18 protein-coding genes are annotated in these 17,056 nt (G+C 55.6%); 16 read left to right on the top strand and 2 right to left on the bottom strand.

The window, feature by feature from the left end; genetic code table 11:
- Positions 1-3: 3 nt before the first annotated feature.
- Positions 4-1,644, top strand: coding sequence for a phosphoglucomutase (alpha-D-glucose-1,6-bisphosphate-dependent) (gene pgm / locus LU196_RS01850; RefSeq protein WP_232758033.1), 1,641 nt, complete (start codon positions 4-6; stop codon positions 1,642-1,644).
- Positions 1,645-1,683: 39 nt separating this feature from the next.
- On the opposite strand, the gene kdpE is transcribed toward pgm, so the two are convergent.
- On the bottom strand, positions 1,684-2,358 hold the full coding sequence (kdpE, locus tag LU196_RS01845; RefSeq protein ID WP_232758032.1) for a two-component system response regulator KdpE: 675 nt from the start codon (positions 2,356-2,358) through the stop codon (positions 1,684-1,686).
- A 225-nt stretch (positions 2,359-2,583) separates the two neighbouring features.
- Between kdpE and LU196_RS01840 the strand changes: the two genes are divergently transcribed.
- The 11 genes from LU196_RS01840 (at position 2,584) to nei (ending at position 11,845) form a co-directional block, all read left to right on the top strand.
- Positions 2,584-2,784 carry a YbfA family protein gene (locus LU196_RS01840; RefSeq protein ID WP_232758031.1) on the top strand — a complete coding sequence of 67 codons (201 nt, stop codon included), beginning with the start codon at positions 2,584-2,586 and terminating at the stop codon, positions 2,782-2,784.
- A gap of 148 nt (positions 2,785-2,932) precedes the next feature.
- A complete protein-coding gene (locus tag LU196_RS01835) occupies positions 2,933-3,889 on the top strand; it encodes a 2-thiouracil desulfurase family protein (protein WP_232758030.1) in 957 nt (318 codons plus the stop codon).
- An 11-nt stretch (positions 3,890-3,900) separates the two neighbouring features.
- A complete protein-coding gene (phrB, locus tag LU196_RS01830; protein ID WP_232758029.1) occupies positions 3,901-5,328 on the top strand; it encodes a deoxyribodipyrimidine photo-lyase in 1,428 nt (475 codons plus the stop codon).
- Positions 5,329-5,346: 18 nt separating this feature from the next.
- Positions 5,347-6,090: a type 2 GTP cyclohydrolase I gene (locus LU196_RS01825; RefSeq protein ID WP_232758028.1), complete on the top strand. Its 744-nt coding sequence runs from the start codon at positions 5,347-5,349 to the stop codon at positions 6,088-6,090.
- 185 nt (positions 6,091-6,275) lie between these two features.
- Positions 6,276-6,932, top strand: coding sequence for a 5-oxoprolinase subunit PxpB (gene pxpB, locus LU196_RS01820; RefSeq protein WP_232758027.1), 657 nt, complete (start codon positions 6,276-6,278; stop codon positions 6,930-6,932).
- Positions 6,926-7,858: a 5-oxoprolinase subunit PxpC gene (gene pxpC / locus LU196_RS01815; protein WP_232758026.1), complete on the top strand. Its 933-nt coding sequence runs from the start codon at positions 6,926-6,928 to the stop codon at positions 7,856-7,858. Before pxpB ends, pxpC begins: the two co-directional genes overlap by 7 nt.
- Complete coding sequence (gene pxpA / locus LU196_RS01810) at positions 7,848-8,588, top strand: 5-oxoprolinase subunit PxpA (RefSeq protein WP_232758025.1); 741 nt, start codon at positions 7,848-7,850, stop codon at positions 8,586-8,588. The genes pxpC and pxpA overlap by 11 nt, the downstream gene beginning before the upstream one ends.
- A gap of 57 nt (positions 8,589-8,645) precedes the next feature.
- Positions 8,646-9,374 carry a DUF969 domain-containing protein gene (locus LU196_RS01805; RefSeq protein WP_232758024.1) on the top strand — a complete coding sequence of 243 codons (729 nt, stop codon included), beginning with the start codon at positions 8,646-8,648 and terminating at the stop codon, positions 9,372-9,374.
- On the top strand, positions 9,371-10,390 hold the full coding sequence (locus LU196_RS01800) for a DUF979 domain-containing protein (protein ID WP_232758255.1): 1,020 nt from the start codon (positions 9,371-9,373) through the stop codon (positions 10,388-10,390). Before LU196_RS01805 ends, LU196_RS01800 begins: the two co-directional genes overlap by 4 nt.
- Before the next feature lie 7 nt (positions 10,391-10,397).
- A complete protein-coding gene (pcp, locus tag LU196_RS01795; RefSeq protein WP_232758023.1) occupies positions 10,398-11,045 on the top strand; it encodes a pyroglutamyl-peptidase I in 648 nt (215 codons plus the stop codon).
- Positions 11,046-11,056: 11 nt separating this feature from the next.
- Entirely contained in the window at positions 11,057-11,845 is a 789-nt protein-coding gene (gene nei / locus LU196_RS01790) for an endonuclease VIII (protein WP_232758022.1), read from the top strand.
- A gap of 28 nt (positions 11,846-11,873) precedes the next feature.
- On the opposite strand, the gene LU196_RS01785 is transcribed toward nei, so the two are convergent.
- Entirely contained in the window at positions 11,874-13,157 is a 1,284-nt protein-coding gene (locus tag LU196_RS01785) for a citrate synthase (RefSeq protein WP_232758021.1), read from the bottom strand.
- Positions 13,158-13,792: 635 nt separating this feature from the next.
- Between LU196_RS01785 and sdhC the strand changes: the two genes are divergently transcribed.
- Genes sdhC through LU196_RS01765 form a run of 4 tightly spaced genes read left to right on the top strand, consistent with a single transcriptional unit; the run spans position 13,793 to position 17,021 of the window.
- The gene (gene sdhC, locus LU196_RS01780; RefSeq protein WP_232758020.1) at positions 13,793-14,182 is read left to right on the top strand and encodes a succinate dehydrogenase cytochrome b556 subunit; all 390 of its coding nucleotides are present in this window, start codon (positions 13,793-13,795) and stop codon (positions 14,180-14,182) included.
- Positions 14,176-14,523, top strand: a complete 348-nt coding sequence (gene sdhD / locus LU196_RS01775; protein ID WP_232758019.1) for a succinate dehydrogenase membrane anchor subunit — start codon at positions 14,176-14,178, stop codon at positions 14,521-14,523. Before sdhC ends, sdhD begins: the two co-directional genes overlap by 7 nt.
- Complete coding sequence (gene sdhA, locus LU196_RS01770) at positions 14,524-16,290, top strand: succinate dehydrogenase flavoprotein subunit (RefSeq protein ID WP_232758018.1); 1,767 nt, start codon at positions 14,524-14,526, stop codon at positions 16,288-16,290.
- 14 nt (positions 16,291-16,304) lie between these two features.
- A complete protein-coding gene (locus tag LU196_RS01765) occupies positions 16,305-17,021 on the top strand; it encodes a succinate dehydrogenase iron-sulfur subunit (RefSeq protein ID WP_232758017.1) in 717 nt (238 codons plus the stop codon).
- Positions 17,022-17,056 lie beyond the last annotated feature (35 nt).

Here is a 17,056-nt window from a genome sequence, read left to right as displayed (position 1 = left end):
CCAATGGCCAATCACCCTCGTGCCGGGCAGCCTGCCCAGCAGAGCGATTTAATTAACGTTGCACAGTTAACCTCGCAGTATTACGTCCTGAAGCCGGATACGGCAAACCCGGACCACGCGGTGAAATTTGGCACTTCTGGCCACCGCGGCAGCGCGGGACGTCACAGCTTCAATGAAGCGCATATTCTGGCTATTGCTCAGGCGATCGCGGAAGAGCGTGCAAAAAATGGTATCACCGGGCCGTGTTACGTGGGCAAAGATACCCATGCGCTCTCTGAGCCCGCGATTCTGTCGGTGCTGGAAGTGCTGACCGCCAACGGCGTAGATGTGATCGTGCAGCAGGATAATGGCTATACGCCAACGCCTGCGATCTCTAACGCGATTCTTGAGCATAACAAGCGCGGCGGCGCCCAGGCGGACGGCATTGTGATCACGCCGTCGCACAATCCACCGGAAGATGGCGGCATTAAATATAATCCACCTAACGGCGGTCCCGCAGACACCAATGTAACCAAAGTGGTGGAAGATCGTGCGAACCAGCTGATCAAAGGCGAACTGAAAGATGTGAAGCGGCTGCCACTGGATCAGGCGTGGAAAAGCGGTCACATTATCGAGCAGGATCTCATCCAGCCTTACGTTGAAGGTTTGGCTCAGGTGATTGATTTTGCCGCCATCCAGAAAGCGGGTTTGAAAATCGGTGTTGATCCACTGGGCGGCTCCGGTATGGCTTACTGGCAGCGCATCGCCGCGCATTACAATCTGGATCTGACCATCGTTAACGATGCTATTGACCAAACTTTCCGCTTTATGCACCTGGATAAAGATGGTGTGGTGCGCATGGACTGCTCGTCTGAATGCGCGATGGCGGGTCTTCTGGCTTATAAAGACAAGTTTGATCTCGCATTTGGTAACGACCCGGATTACGACCGTCACGGTATCGTTACGCCATCAGGCCTGATGAACCCGAACCACTATTTGGCTGTGGCTATCAACTATCTGTTCCAGCATCGTCCGCAGTGGGGCGCTGAGGTAGCGGTCGGTAAAACGCTGGTGTCCAGCGCCATGATCGACCGTGTGGTTAACGACATTGGCCGTAAGCTGGTGGAAGTGCCCGTCGGATTCAAATGGTTTGTCGATGGCCTGTTTGATGGCAGCTTTGGTTTTGGCGGCGAAGAGAGCGCAGGTGCCTCTTTCCTGCGCTTTGACGGTTCTGCATGGTCTACCGACAAAGACGGCATCATCTTGTGCCTGCTGGCCGCAGAAATCACGGCGGTGACGGGTAAAAATCCTCAGCAACACTATGATGAACTGGCCGCACGTTTTGGTGCACCTAGCTACAACCGTCTGCAAGCGCCCGCGACGTCCGCACAGAAAGCGGCGCTGTCGAAGCTGTCACCTGAAATGGTCAGCGCCGATACGCTGGCAGGCGATCCTATCACCGCGCGCCTGACGGCAGCGCCTGGCAACGGTGCTTCTATCGGTGGCCTGAAAGTGATGACGGAAAATGGCTGGTTTGCGGCGCGTCCGTCTGGCACGGAAGATGCCTACAAAATCTATTGCGAAAGTTTCCTCGGGACGGAGCATCGCCAGCAGATTGAGAAAGAAGCGGTCGAGATTGTCAGTGAAGTGCTGAAAAACGCCTGATCGGGCGAAAACATGGAAGGCCGCGAATGCGGCCTTTTTTTATGGCATAAAGCGGTAACCTATCCCGATTTCAGTGAGCAAATGGTTTGGCTGCGTGGGGTTGCTTTCCAACTTCTGCCGCAGATGGCCCATATAAATGCGCAAATAGTGGCTGTGCTCAACCGCATTTGGCCCCCACACCTGATTCAGGAGCTGGCGCTGCGTCAGCACTTTTCCGGCGTTATTCAGGAGCAAGCTCAACAGGCGGAACTCCGTCGGGGTCAAATGAACCTCTTCCCCGTTGCGCTGTACGCGCCGACCCGCTAAATCAACGCTGACTTCACCAAACCGCACCACCGGTTCGGGCTGAGTGCGCTGATGACGCCGCAGGGCCACGCGAACGCGTGCCAGTAGTTCACCAATACCAAAAGGTTTGCTGAGGTAGTCGTCCGCCCCGGCATCCAGCGCATCGATTTTATCCTGCTCGTCGTCGCGCGCTGATAAGACAATCACCGGCAAGCTGCTCCACTGCCGCACTTCGCGGATAAAATCGGTTCCATCTCCGTCTGGCAAGCCGAGATCGAGTATCACCAAATCCGGTTTACGCGTCGCCGCTTCGATTAAACCACGTTGCAGTTCGCCCGCTTCAACAATCTTGAGGCCTTCGTTTTCCAGCGCCAGGCGCACAAAACGGCGAATTTCCTTTTCATCTTCCACGATCAAAATGGTCGGCACGCTGACTCCTGGCAAAAGGGGGTAACGCCTTACTTTATCAATAAATAATCATGGCGTCCGTAACGATATCTCCACCCGTTAAGCGGCAATCATGCGGGCGTGGCGCCGCGCGCCGAGGTTGAAAAAACCGCCAATCAGTGGTCAGAGGAGTAGTAAAAATAATCGATGCGGAGTAATATTAGACACGGATCACATTTTAACGCGACGCACGACCAGGAGGACGCGATGTACAGGTCTTATCCACTTTCTAAAATTCTGCTCCGCCGCACGCTGGTGGTGGCAGTGGGGCTGCTGGCTTTACCGGTTATGCTGTTCCGTGCCGATCGCGCGCGCTTTTACAGTTATCTTCACCGCATGTGGTGTAAAACCAGTAACAAGCCGGTATGGCTCGCCCAGTCCGAAGCCGCTGGCGGCACGTATTGGTAAGTATCCTGCTGCCGTAATGAACCGGTTCCTGCTCCCAGGCGCCGGTTTTTTTATATGAATTTTCGCCGCTTAGCCCGCTTCCCCTCTGTTATCTCGCGCGTTTTCAGCTACAATTAAACCTCTACAAGTTTTTAGAGGTTGTACAAGTATGAGCGATAAAATTCCGGTCGGTATCAGTGCTTGCCTGCTCGGGAATCAGGTCCGATTTGACGGTGGCCACAAGCGTTTTGCTTTTGCAACTGACCAACTCACGCCTTATATCCACTTCGAACCGGTGTGTCCTGAAATGGCGATTGGCCTCCCTACGCCACGTCCGGCTTTGCGCCTGGTGAAGAAGGGCGATGACGAGATTCATCTCTGTTTCAGTAAAGACGGTGGAGAGGAGGTCACGGAAGCCATGCGCAGCTGGTCCGAAGAGCGGGTGAAATCACTGCATCACCTGTGCGGTTACATTTTATGCGCTAAATCACCCAGCTGTGGTCTGGAGCGCGTGCGCGTCTATCAGCCCGATACCAACGACAATCAAAAAGCCGGCACCGGTGTGTTTACCTCTTTTCTGCAAAAAGAGATGCCCTGGCTGCCGCTGGAAGAGGATGGTCGCCTGCATGACGATGCGATTCGTGAAAACTTTATTTCACGCGTTTACGCGCTTCACGAGTTCAACGAAATGTGGCGCAGCGGCCTGACTCGTCACAAATTGATGGATTTCCACAGCCGTTATAAGTTGCTTTTACTGTCGCACGCGCAGAAAGAGTACCGCGAAATGGGGCGCTTTGTGGCGGCGATGGATCAGTGGGACTCCCTTGATGAGTACGCATTCGAATACCGTCATCGTTTGATGCAGCTGATGTCGCACAAGGCATCACGCCGTAACCACACCAATGTGCTGATGCACGTTCAGGGCTATTTTCGTCCGCAGCTAACCTCCGCCCAGCGTCAGGAACTCGCCCAGCTCATCGATCGTTACCGCCAAGGGGTTCAGCCGTTGCTGGTACCCATTACGATGTTGAAGCATTACATGGCGGAGTATCCGCATCCGTGGCTCGCGCGCCAACGCTATTTTGATCCCTATCCCGAAGCGCTGCGTCTGCGCTATGGGCAATAAAGAGGGCCAGTATGTCGACCCATTTACTCTGGCTGCGTAACGATCTGCGCATCAACGACAATACCGCGCTTGCTGCGGCATGCAGAGATAGCGATGCCCATGTTATTGCGCTATTTATTGCGACGCCCGGACAGTGGCAGCAGCATCACATGTCACCCAAGCAAGCGGTGTTCATTCACCAAAACCTGTGCCATTTGCAAACCGCGCTGGCCGAGCGCGGCATCGAGCTCGCCTATCACCAGTGCGACGATTTTTCCGCATCGGTGGACTACCTCTGCCACTTCTGTGAACAGCACAAGGTTGACCGGCTTTTTTATAACTATCAGTATGAATTTAACGAGCGTCAGCGCGACGCGGCGGCGGAAAAGCGTCTTGATGCACAGGGCGTGATTTGTCAGGGGTTTGATGACAGCCTACTGCTGCCGCCCGGCAGCGTGCAAACCGGCAGTGGAGAGATGTTTAAGGTCTTTACACCGTTCAGTAAAGCGTTTGTGAAGCGCCTTGAGCAGGGGATGCCCGAGTGCGTCCACGCGCCCAAAGCGCGCAGCGGCGCACCGCTTAAACCGGCAAAAGCGATTCCTGCTTTCGATTATGCCTCAGAGGACGTTGATGCCACCCTGTTCCCGGCAGGCGAGGAGGCGGCCTTGAAAAAACTGCGCCACTTCGCAAAAACGGCGGTGATGGACTATCCGGCGCAGCGCGATCTGCCGGCCCTGGACAGGACCAGCCGCCTGTCTGCCTATCTTGCCACCGGCGTGCTTTCACCCCGTCAATGTTTGCACCGCGTGCTAACGGAGCATCCGGATGCGCTGAAAGGGGGCAAAGCCTTCACGTGGATCAACGAACTGATCTGGCGCGAATTTTATCGGCATCTGCTGGTCGCTTATCCCGCGCTGTGCAAGCACCAGCCGTTTGTCGATTGGACGCGTCATGTGCCGTGGCAAAAAAATGCCGCACATTTCAAGGCGTGGCAGCGGGGTAAAACCGGTTATCCCATCGTGGATGCCGCGATGCGGCAAATGCATGCGCAGGGCTGGATGCACAACCGCTTGCGCATGATTACCGCCAGCTTTTTAGTGAAAGATTTGCTGATCGACTGGCGCGAAGGCGAGCGCTATTTCATGCAGCAGCTGATTGATGGGGATCTGGCTGCGAACAATGGGGGATGGCAGTGGGCCGCCTCTACCGGTACCGATGCCGCGCCCTATTTCCGCATCTTCAATCCCACGACGCAAGGCGAACGCTTTGACAGCGAAGGGGCTTTTATCCGTCAGTGGCTGCCCGAACTGGAGGGTGTGCCCGACAGCGATATTCATCAGCCCCACGCGTGGGCAAAGAAAAATCACAAGACGCTCGATTATCCGGCGCCCATCGTTGATCATAAGGATGCACGTAAAAAGACATTAGACGCCTTCGAGCACGCGCGCAGCGTGACCTGAGGCGTGCAGGAAACCGCGATGAATAATCTTGAATTAGAAAATATTGTTAATCAAAAACTGAATACCGGCGCGTTTAGCGATTACGCACCGAACGGCCTTCAGGTTGAGGGACGCGCAGAGATTCGCACGGTGATCACCGGCGTAACCGCGTGCCAGGCGCTGTTAGAAGAAGCGGTGATACGTCAGGCAGATGCGGTGCTGGTGCACCACGGCTATTTTTGGAAAAGCGAATCCCCGCTGATCAAAGGCATGAAGCGTCAACGTTTGCGCACGCTTCTAGCCAACGACATTAACCTGTATGGCTGGCACCTGCCGCTGGATGCGCATCCGCAACTGGGCAACAACGCTCAATTGGCCGCGCTCTTTGACATCGAGGTCAAAGGCGAGGTTCAACCCTTGGTACCTTGGGGCGAACTGGTCGAGCCGCTGAGCGGTGAGGCGCTGGCCGAAAAAATTGCCGTTAAGCTGGGACGGACGCCTTTGCATTGTGGTGATAATGCGCCTGCGCACATCAAGCGCATTGCCTGGTGCAGCGGCGGTGGTCAAGGCTTTATTGACAGCGCGGCCGCGTTTGGCGTTGATGCCTTTATTACGGGTGAAGTGTCGGAACAAACTATTCACAGCGCGCGCGAGCAGGGTATTCACTTTTTCGCGGCTGGACACCATGCTACCGAGCGCGGCGGCATCAAAGCGCTGGGCGAGTGGTTGGCGCAGCAACACGGTCTCGACGTGACCTTCATTGACATTGATAACCCAGCGTAAAATCCTTCTCCTGCGCCTTTAACCTCGTTTTAAAGGCGCAAAATCATTGACACATCCCTGTCACTTTCGCATAACGTAGTGTCTTTCCTTTAGGCTGCTACCTGCCGCCTATTGTCATATCAATTATTTATTTCTTTTTGCGCCAGTAGCTTGCGCGCGCTTTTAACATCACCAGGAGGTCAGGTTTGCAACGAGCACGGTGTTATCTACTGGGCGAACGCGCCGTGGTGCTGGAGCTGGAACCCCCGCTGTCGCTAAGCAGCCAGCAGCGTATTTGGGGGCTTTGCCAGCAGCTACAGCACAATGCGCAGATAGAAGAAGCGATCCCAGGGATGAATAACCTGACGCTGTTACTGCGCGATCCGCAGCATAACGCGCAGGAGACCGTTGAGCGCTTACAGCGCTGGTGGGAAGAGAGTGAAACACAACAGCCGGAGTCGCAGCGCGTGGAGATCCCTGTGGTGTACGGTGGACCACAGGGACCCGATCTGCCGTGGGTAGCAGAACATGCCGGCTTATCAGTAGAGCAGGCGGTGGCGCTACACAGCAGCATTGACTACGTGGTCTACTTTATTGGCTTCCAGCCGGGTTTTCCCTATCTGGGGGGACTAGATGAACGGTTGCATACGCCGCGCCGGGCCGAGCCAAGACTCAGCGTGCCGCAGGGCTCGGTGGGAATCGGCGGTAGCCAGACGGGCATTTATCCGCTGGCGGCGCCGGGGGGCTGGCAGCTGATTGGGCATACACCGCTTGCGCTGTTTGATCCGCGCCAGCAGCCGCCCACGCTGCTACGTCCCGGCGATAGCGTGCGCTTTGTGCCGCAAAAGGAGGGCATATGCTAACTGTTTTACGCGCAGGACTCATGACCTCGGTACAGGACGGTGGTCGACCCGGTTGGCGACAGTTTGGTATTAGCCTCAGTGGCGCACTCGATCGACCCTCCATGCGCACCGCCAATTTGCTGGTGGGTAATCCAGAGAGCGGTGCGGTACTGGAGATCGTGCTGGGCCAGTTCAAAGCCGAGTTCAGGCGGGCGGGCTGGTTTGCGTTAACCGGCGCGGATTGCCAGGCGGAGCTGGATGGCAAACCGGTGTGGACGGGCTGGCGCTGGCCGGTAAAAAAAGGTCAAGTCTTGACGCTGGGCACACCCGTAAGCGGTATGCGTAGCTATTTGGCTATCGACGGTGGATTGGCGATGGAGGAGATGCTCGGTTCATCCAGCACCGATCTCAAAGCCGGCTTTGGCGGCTGGCAGGGACGTAAGTTGCAGGATGGCGACAGGTTGCCGCTGGGCAAGCCGACGAGACGCTTTACCCGCAAGGCGGGCGTGCGCCAGCTGCTGTGGGGTAATCGCCTGCGCACGCTGCCTGGGCCAGAATACACCGCCTTTAGCCATGAATCGCAGGAAGCGTTCTGGCGCACGCCGTGGAAGCTCAGTCCACAAAGCAATCGTATGGGTTATCGCTTACAGGGACGAGAACTGACGTTGGATGCACCCAGGGAGATGCTGTCGCATGGCCTGGTTCCCGGCGTGGTTCAGGTGCCGCCGCAGGGATCGCCTATCGTTCTGATGGCAGATGCGCAGACCACGGGGGGGTATCCGCGTATCGCCTGCGTCATTGAAGCCGATCTCTACCATTTGGCGCAGATACGACTTGGCGATCCCATTCATTTTATCCACTGCACGCTGGATGAGGCGCGGCTTGCCATGCAGCAGCAGCAGCGCGCCCTTGATCATATTGCTTGGGGACTGTCACATGAAGATTGATCTTAATGCCGACCTCGGTGAAGGAAGTGAGAGCGATCGTGCGCTGTTAGCGCTGGTGAGCTCTGCGAATATTGCCTGCGGTTTTCACGCGGGTGATGCAATCACGATGCTGCAATCCGTGCGCTGGGCGAAGGCGTCTGGCGTGGCAGTCGGCGCCCATCCCAGCTTTCCCGATCGCGAAAATTTTGGTCGCAGCGCAATGCAATTGCCGCCAGAAACGGTTTACGCGCAGATGCTGTATCAGATCGGCGCATTGAAAAACATAGCCGAAAGTGAGGGCACACGCTTGGTACACGTCAAGCCACACGGCATGTTGTACAACCAGGCTGCCGCCGATCGGACGCTGGCGGATGCCATCGCCCGCGCGGTGTACGCCATCGATCCGGCGCTGCTGCTGGTGGGGTTGGCGGGTAGCGCGCTGATCGCCGCCGGTGCGCATTACGGGCTTCGCACGCGCGAAGAGGTGTTTGCTGACCGCGGCTATTTGTCCAGTGGCGCGCTAGTGCCGCGCGGTCAGTCCGGCGCGATGATCGACGATGCCGAACAGGCGCTGGCACAGACGCTGGCGATGGTGCAACAGCGCCAGGTGAAAAGCGTCAGCGGCGAGTGGGTGAATGTGAATGCGGAAACCGTTTGCCTGCACGGTGATGGGCCGCACGCACTGGCGTTCGCGCGTGCGCTGCGCATGGCCTTTGAGACGCATCAGATTGAAGTCAGTAGCGCATCATAATGTATTAGTCGCCCGGCCTGATGGCCGGGCTTTTTCATTGTTCATCAGGGGAAAACCATGGAGAGCGTCGTTAATCTTTGGCCATTGCTCGGCATCGCGGCCATCGTGTTGGGCTTTGTTTTACGTTTTAACCCGGTTTTAGTGGTGATCGTGGCCGGGTTTGTCACCGGTATTGCGGCAAATATGCCCATCGCCGACATTTTAGAGAAGCTGGGCGCGGGCTTTTTGAATACCCGCAATCTGCCGTTGATCTTGCTGCTGCCGCTCGCGGTTATCGGTCTACTGGAGCGCCATGGTCTGAAACAGCGGGCGCAAACCTGGATCGCGCAGATCAAAACCGCCACGGCGGGGCGGCTGCTGATCGTGTATCTGCTGGTACGTGAACTCACGGCCGCGCTGGGGCTGACCAGCCTCGGCGGTCATCCGCAGATGGTACGCCCGTTGCTGGCACCGATGGCGGAAGGCGCAACCGAAAACCGCTACGGTGAGATATCACCCGCGGTACGCCAACGCCTGCGCGCCATGTCTGCCGCAACGGATAACGTGGGCCTGTTTTTTGGCGAAGACATTTTTGTCGCGTTTGGTGCCATTATTTTTATGCACAACTTTATGCAGGAATCGGCAGGCATCAGCACGGAACCGTTACACATCGCGCTGTGGGGCATTCCCACTGCGATTTGCGCCTTCCTCATTCATTCCGCCCGCCTGATCCGCCTGGATCGCCAACTGGCACGTGAACTCGGTGCGCTTAACCAGCAGGCGCTGCACGCCAGAGGAGAGAAATAATGTTTGAACAACAGTATTTAATGTGGCTGGCCGGCGCGATCTTGCTGATGGTGGCGCTGCTGTCGTGGCGTGATAAAGCGAACCCTCGGCGTTTCACGACGGGGCTATTCTGGGCGCTCTATGGTCTGATCTTCCTGATTGGAGACGGGGCCTACGCGTTCGCGGCACAGTGGGCGGACGATGCCGCACAGGGCAAACGTGCGCTGAATATTGGCGTGGGGATTGCAGTGGTGATCATGGCGTTAATTGCCGGGTTTGGCGGCGTGCGCTTGGGAAGCTACGCGGAGCGCAGTGATACGCAAAAAGAGGCGAGCGCGCAGCGACTTGGCAACAAACTGTTCCTGCCCGCGTTGGCGATTCCTGTTGTCACCGTACTCGGTGTTCTGGCGTTTAATCACCTGCCCGATCTGCAAACGCGTGTATTTGGGCCGGGCAACCACGCCACCTTGGTCACGCTGTTTTCGATGATGGTAGGCTGTCTGCTGGGTTGGCTGTTGGCGCTAAAATTTACGCAGGAAAAGCCGCTGCAGTCGATGCAGGAAACGCGGCGGCTGCTGGATGCAGTGGGCTGGGCGTTTATTTTGCCGCAAATTTTGGCGACGCTGGGGTTGTTGTTTACCACTGCGGGGGTCGGAACGACTATTTCACATCTTACCGAGCATTATCTGGCGGTGAATAATCGGCTGGTGGCGGTTGCCGTGTACGCCATCGGTATGGCGCTGTTGACCATGATTATGGGCAACGCTTTTGCCGCATTTCCTATCGTGACGGCGGGCATCGGTATTCCCATTCTGGTATTACAGCACGGCGGCAATCCGGCGGTAATGGCGGCAATCGGGATGTTTTCGGGCTACTGTGGCACACTGATGACGCCGATGGCGGCCAATTTTAACATTGTGCCGGCGCGACTGCTGGAGCTGCCCGATCGAAACGCGGTGATCAAAGCCCAGATCCCTACCGGTGTGCTACTGTTGGTGATAAATATTTTCCTGCTCTGGTTCATGATGTTCCTGTGAGGTTGCCATGAAAACGGTATTACTGACCGCCTTTGAACCTTTCGGTGGCGAAGTGCTCAATCCTTCTTGGGAAGCCGTGCGCCGCTTTGAAGGCCAGGTGATCGACGGTGCGCGGATTGAGGTTCGGCAGCTCCCGGTGGTATTCGCCACCTGTGGCGACGTGCTGCAAGAGGCCTTAGATGCGCTGAAGCCCGATCTCATTTTGAGCGTAGGGCAGGCAGGCGGGCGCAGCGACATCACGGTAGAACGCGTGGCGATCAACGTAGATGACGCCCGCATTCCTGATAATGCGCAGCAGCAGCCTATCGATCAACCTATCGTGGCCGACGGTCCCGCCGCCTACTTTGCGACGCTCCCGATCAAGGCGATCGTGGCGGCGTTAAAGCAGACGGGCGTGCCCGCGTCGGTCTCACAAACCGCAGGGACCTTTACCTGTAATCACGTTATGTATCGTCTGCTGCACTGGATCAACACGACGCAGAGCACAGCCCGCGGGGGCTTCCTGCACATTCCCTATATGCCGGAGCAGGCTGTCCATCACGCAGGCGCGCCCAGTATGGCCAGCGCCACGGTTATCCAGGCCCTGGAAACCACATTGCGCGTGATACTGCGCACTCATCAGGATATTCGCGCCTCAGGCGGTGCGACGCATTAACAGGAGCCGTTATGCCTGAAGGACCGGAGATCCGCCGCGCGGCGGATCAGCTGGCGGCGGCGATGAGTGACAAGCCGCTTATCGACGTGTGGTTTGCGTTTCCCCAGCTAAAAACCTATGAGCCCGCGCTATTAGGGGAAACGATTAATGCTTTTGAGACGCGTGGAAAGGCGCTGCTGACGCACTTCTCCAACGGGTTGACGTTATACAGCCATAATCAGCTTTATGGCGTGTGGCGCGTCGTCCCTACTGGCACTGAACTGCAAACGAATCGGCAGCTGCGGGTGCGCCTGGCGAACGCGGATCAGACAATTTTGCTTTATAGCGCCTCTGACATTGCGTTATTGAATGCCGATACGCTTGCGGCGCACCCTTTTCTGCAGCGCGTCGGTCCGGACGTGCTGGATGCCACGCTCACCGAGCAAGCGGTGCGCGAACGTTTACTCTCCGCACAGTTTCGCCGCCGCCAGTTTAGTGGGTTGCTGCTGGACCAGGCTTTTCTGGCCGGGCTGGGCAATTATTTGCGCGTGGAAATCTTATGGCATGCGGAATTGCTGGCGCAGCATCGGGCGCAGGATTTAAATGAAACGCAGCTGGATCGTCTCAGTCAGGCGATGCTGGCTGTACCGCGTTTGTCGTACAAAATGCGGGGCAGTATGAAAAAGTATCATGCCGAGGCGGCATTTCGCTTTGAGGTTTTTCATCGACAAGGCAAAACGTGCCGACGCTGCGGAAGTGTTATTGAGAAGGGCGTGCTGTCATCGCGGCCTTTTTACTGGTGTCCGGGATGCCAGAAGTAAGCAGGGCGGGATAACCCGCCCTGAGTGATTATTTTTTCAGCGCTGACGTGAACTCGCGCTCGGTATAGCCGGTGTAAAGCTGACGTGGACGCGCAATTTTCATGCCTTCGTCGTGCATCTCTTTCCAGTGCGCAATCCAGCCTACCGTGCGCGCCATGGCGAAAATAACGGTAAACATGGACGACGGAATACCCATGGCTTTCAGGATGATACCGGAATAGAAATCGACGTTTGGATACAGTTTGCGCTCAATGAAGTACGGATCGTTGAGTGCAATGTGCTCCAGCTCCATCGCCACTTCCAGCAGATCGTCTTTCATACCCAGTTCGTTCAATACTTCGTGACAGGTTTCACGCATCACGGTGGCACGCGGGTCATAGTTTTTGTAAACGCGATGACCAAAGCCCATCAGGCGGAAGGAATCGTTCTTGTCTTTGGCGCGGCGGACAAACTCTGGGATATGATCGACCGTGCTGATCTCTTCGAGCATACGCAGCGTCGCTTCGTTGGCACCGCCGTGCGCCGGTCCCCACAGCGAAGCAATACCTGCCGCAATACAGGCGAACGGGTTTGCGCCTGATGAGCCAGCGGTACGTACGGTAGAGGTGGACGCGTTTTGCTCGTGATCGGCATGAAGGATCAGGATGCGGTCCATCGCGCGTTCCAGCACCGGATTCACTTTGTACTCTTCACACGGCGTCGCGAACATCATGTGCAGGAAGTTACCCGCATAAGAGAGATCGTTACGCGGATAAACAAACGGCTGGCCAATGGAATACTTGTAACACATGGCAGCCATGGTCGGCATTTTAGACAGCAGACGGAACGCGGCGATTTCGCGATGACGCTCAATGTTCACGTCTAATGAATCGTGATAGAACGCCGCCAGCGCGCCAGTCACGCCGCACATCACGGCCATGGGGTGTGAATCGCGACGGAAACCGTGGAACAAACGGGTAATTTGTTCATGGATCATGGTATGACGCGTCACGGTGGTACGGAATTCCTCAAACTGTGCCTGCGTCGGTGCTTCACCGTTCAGCAGGATATAGCACACTTCAAGATAATTGGAGTGTGTCGCCAGTTGATCAATAGGAAATCCGCGGTGCAACAGGATGCCTTCGTCACCGTCAATAAAGGTGATTTTGGATTCGCATGACGCAGTAGAGGTGAAGCCAGGATCGAAGGTGAACAGGCCTTTTGAACCAAGAGCGCGGACATCGACAACATCCTGTCCCAGCGTGCCTTGCATCACATCCAGTTCAATAGCATTGCTGTCTTGTAGGGTTAGCGTCACTTTTTTATCTGTCATTTTTCGTCTCCATAGCGCCTGAGTAGGTAAGGATCTTAGACACCAGATTAGTCTTCATGTTGCGTAAAACCACAATCTTCACAGTTTCACTTTACGGTAACGTTAACAATGCAAGGTCACAGAGTGAATAAATTGTGTCGGTCTCGTTGGTGGCGTACGGGCATGACATGCTGAAATTGCGGATGTTAAAGATCCTGTCTCGACATAACTTCTTGGTAACCAATAACCTGATGCATTTTGTTGCTCATGTCGGCAATGTTACATAACTTGAGCTTAGGGGAAAGTGTATCCCCATAACTTTTGCGCATCATAGGAATTTAACGCCATAGTTTGTAACTGAATTGTTGATCTTTTGTCAAATCAGATAATTAAAAATGCACGATTTGTAAAAATCGTGAGTAAGATCACTGTTCAGCTTAAATGTGACCAAACAGTTTGTAGGGGAATTGTAATCAGAATGTGAACCGCCTATACTGCCGCCAGGTCTCCGGAATACCCTGACACCAGGAGCCACCCAGCGTTTTACCCGCTTCATTTAACACTGGATGTTGCTATTTTGGTGGCGGTTGCTGTCTGAACACGCGCTGTGCTCTGCTGCAACTCAGGACCGGAGGAAGCACAATAAAAAGAGCTGTGTGGGCAAAACCGTGAAAAAACAAAGACCTGTTAACTTGGATCTCTCGACGATCCGGTTTCCCGTGACTGCAATATCATCCATTCTCCACCGCGTCTCCGGCGTGATTACCTTCGTCGCCCTCGGAATTCTGCTCTGGTTATTGGGTCTCTCTCTCTCCTCTCCGGAAGGTTTCCAGCAAGCGGCATCCATCATGGATAGCTTCTTTGCCAAATTCATCATGTGGGGCATTTTGACTGCGCTGGCTTATCATGCGGCAAGCGGCATTCGCCATATGCTGGCCGACTTTGGCTACACGGCAGAAACGCTGCAGGTGGGAACCCGTACCGCGCAAGCGGTTTTTGTTATCACTGTCGTGCTCTCAATTTTGGCTGGAGTCCTCGTATGGTAAGCAACGCTTCTGCATTGGGACGTAACGGTATCCATGACTGGCTATTAGTACGTGCTTCTGCAATCCTGATTACGCTCTACATTATCTACCTCCTCGGTTTTGTGGTGATGACCGACACCCTGACGTATGACGTCTGGCGGGCCTTCTTCGCCTCTTCATTTACTAAAGTGTTTACGCTACTGACGCTGTTTTCCATTCTGATTCACGGCTGGATTGGTATGTGGCAGGTGTTAACCGACTACGTAAAACCGCTGGCGACGCGCCTGATCCTCCAGTTGGTTATCGTGGTCGCGCTGTTGTCGTATGCAATTTATGGAACCGTTGTCGTGTGGGGTGTGTAAATGACTTTGCCAGTTAGAGAATTTGATGCCGTGGTGATCGGCGCGGGTGGCGCAGGTATGCGCGCGGCTCTGCAAATCTCCCAGTCGGGCCAGACGTGTGCCCTGTTGTCAAAAGTGTTCCCAACCCGCTCCCATACCGTTTCTGCGCAGGGGGGAATTACCGTTGCGCTTGGCAATAGCCATGAAGATAACTGGGAATGGCATATGTACGATACCGTAAAAGGGTCGGACTATATCGGTGACCAGGATGCCATTGAGTATATGTGTCACGTGGGGCCAGAAGCGATTCTGGAACTGGAGCACATGGGTTTACCGTTCTCGCGCCTTGAAGATGGCCGCGTTTATCAGCGTCCGTTTGGTGGTCAGTCCAAGAACTTCGGCGGCGAGCAGGCGGCGAGAACCGCTGCGGCTGCGGACCGTACCGGTCACGCGCTGCTACATACGCTTTATCAGCAGAACCTGAAAAATAAAACCACCATTTTCTCCGAATGGTATGCACTGGATCTGGTGAAGAACGCAGACGGTGCTATCGTCGGCTGTACCGCAATCTGTATTGAGACCGGAGAAACGGTCTATTTCAAAGCCAAAGCGACCATTCTTGCTACGGGTGGCGCGGGCCGTATTTATCAGTCCACCACGAATGCGCATATCAATACCGGTGACGGCGTTGGCATGGCGCTGCGTGCCGGCGTACCGGTGCAGGATATGGAAATGTGGCAGTTTCACCCAACCGGTATCGCCGGTGCGGGCGTGCTGGTCACAGAAGGATGTCGTGGTGAAGGCGGTTACCTGTTGAATAAACACGGTGAACGTTTCATGGAGCGCTATGCGCCTAACGCGAAAGATCTGGCAGGCCGTGACGTGGTCGCGCGTTCAATGATGGTGGAAATCCGTGAAGGTCGCGGTTGCGACGGTCCATGGGGTCCACACATCAAATTGAAACTCGATCACTTGGGTGCCGAAGTGCTGGAATCGCGTCTGCCGGGCATCCTTGAACTGTCACGTACCTTTGCGCACGTTGATCCCATCAAAGAACCTATTCCGGTGATTCCAACCTGTCACTACATGATGGGTGGCATTCCAACCAAAGTGACCGGTCAGGCGCTGCGCGTCAACGCGCAAGGCGAAGACGAAGTCATCCCGGGCCTGTTTGCCGTCGGTGAAATCGCCTGCGTATCGGTGCACGGTGCAAACCGTCTGGGTGGTAACTCCCTGCTTGACTTGGTCGTATTCGGCCGCGCAGCGGGCGTGCACCTGATGGAGTGCATTGAAGAGCAGGGCGAGCTGCGTGATGCAACGCAGGATGAGATTGACGCTGCCATGTCACGCTTCAACCGCTGGGAAAACAACACTACCGGCGAAGATCCTGTTGAAATTCGTAAGGCGCTGCAGCGCTGCATGCAGAACAACTTCTCTGTTTTCCGCGAAGGCGATGCCATGCGCGAAGGGCTGGAGGAGCTGAAAGTCATTCGTGAGCGCCTGAAACATGCGCGTCTTGATGACCGTTCTCCCGATTTCAACACGCAGCGCATTGAATGCCTTGAGCTGGACAATCTGATGGAAACCGCTTACGCAACCGCGGTGGCGGCTAACTTCCGCACCGAAAGCCGTGGCGCGCATAGCCGTTTCGACTATCCAGAGCGTGATGATGCTAACTGGCTGTGCCACAGCCTGTATGTGCCGGAAACGGAGAGCATGACGCGCCGTGAGGTGAATATGCAACCGAAACTGCGTGCGGCCTTCCCGCCCAAAGCGCGTACCTACTAATCGCGGAGATCAGCATGAGACTCGAATTTTCAATTTATCGTTATAATCCGGAAGTCGATGACAAGCCGCGCATGCAGGATTACACGCTGGAGTCGGAAGACGGACGTGACATGATGCTGCTGGACGCGCTGATCCGTTTGAAAGAAAAGGATCCTACGCTGGCGTTTCGTCGCTCCTGCCGTGAAGGCGTGTGCGGTTCAGATGGCCTGAACATGAACGGCAAAAATGGCTTGGCCTGCATTACGCCCGTTTCTGCGTTAGGCAACGGCAGCAAAAAAATTGTCATCCGACCGCTGCCCGGATTACCCGTGGTACGCGACCTTGTGGTCGACATGAGCCAGTTTTATACCCAGTATGAGAAGATTAAGCCTTATCTGTTGAATAATGGCGAAAATCCTCCGGCACGCGAGCACCTGCAATCGCCTGCCGAGCGTGAGCATCTTGATGGCTTGTACGAGTGTATCCTGTGTGCCTGCTGTTCGACGTCATGCCCGTCGTTCTGGTGGAATCCGGACAAGTTCATTGGACCGGCAGGTCTGCTGGCCGCGTATCGTTTCCTGATTGACAGCCGTGACACCGAAACGGATGCGCGTCTGGACAACCTTAACGATGCGTTCAGCGTGTTCCGCTGCCACAGTATCATGAACTGCGTCAGTGTCTGCCCGAAAGGATTAAACCCCACGCGCGCTATCGGTCACATTAAATCGATGCTGCTGCAACGCGGGGCGTAACAACGGAAGTAATGGGTGGAGACCGCGGTCTCCAC

Origin of the sequence: Pantoea sp. Mb-10 (assembly GCF_021272205.1) — a bacterium.
Lineage (GTDB): Bacteria > Pseudomonadota > Gammaproteobacteria > Enterobacterales > Enterobacteriaceae > Pantoea.
This window is presented reverse-complemented; position numbering and strand designations above follow the sequence as displayed.

Excerpts from the sequence above, each read along its gene's own strand:
- LU196_RS01835 (WP_232758030.1), top strand. The coding sequence starts at position 2,933 with ATGAGCGATAAAATTCCGGTCGGTATCAGTGCTTGCCTGCTCGGGAAT.
- LU196_RS01765 (WP_232758017.1), top strand. The coding sequence starts at position 16,305 with ATGAGACTCGAATTTTCAATTTATCGTTATAATCCGGAAGTCGATGAC.
- pxpC (WP_232758026.1), top strand. The coding sequence starts at position 6,926 with ATGCTAACTGTTTTACGCGCAGGACTCATGACCTCGGTACAGGACGGT.
- phrB (WP_232758029.1), top strand. The coding sequence starts at position 3,901 with ATGTCGACCCATTTACTCTGGCTGCGTAACGATCTGCGCATCAACGAC.
- pxpA (WP_232758025.1), top strand. The coding sequence starts at position 7,848 with ATGAAGATTGATCTTAATGCCGACCTCGGTGAAGGAAGTGAGAGCGAT.
- LU196_RS01805 (WP_232758024.1), top strand. The coding sequence starts at position 8,646 with ATGGAGAGCGTCGTTAATCTTTGGCCATTGCTCGGCATCGCGGCCATC.
- pcp (WP_232758023.1), top strand. The coding sequence starts at position 10,398 with ATGAAAACGGTATTACTGACCGCCTTTGAACCTTTCGGTGGCGAAGTG.
- nei (WP_232758022.1), top strand. The coding sequence starts at position 11,057 with ATGCCTGAAGGACCGGAGATCCGCCGCGCGGCGGATCAGCTGGCGGCG.
- LU196_RS01840 (WP_232758031.1), top strand. The coding sequence starts at position 2,584 with ATGTACAGGTCTTATCCACTTTCTAAAATTCTGCTCCGCCGCACGCTG.
- pgm (WP_232758033.1), top strand. The coding sequence starts at position 4 with ATGGCCAATCACCCTCGTGCCGGGCAGCCTGCCCAGCAGAGCGATTTA.
- sdhA (WP_232758018.1), top strand. The coding sequence starts at position 14,524 with ATGACTTTGCCAGTTAGAGAATTTGATGCCGTGGTGATCGGCGCGGGT.
- sdhD (WP_232758019.1), top strand. The coding sequence starts at position 14,176 with ATGGTAAGCAACGCTTCTGCATTGGGACGTAACGGTATCCATGACTGG.
- LU196_RS01785 (WP_232758021.1), bottom strand. The coding sequence starts at position 13,157 with ATGACAGATAAAAAAGTGACGCTAACCCTACAAGACAGCAATGCTATT.
- LU196_RS01825 (WP_232758028.1), top strand. The coding sequence starts at position 5,347 with ATGAATAATCTTGAATTAGAAAATATTGTTAATCAAAAACTGAATACC.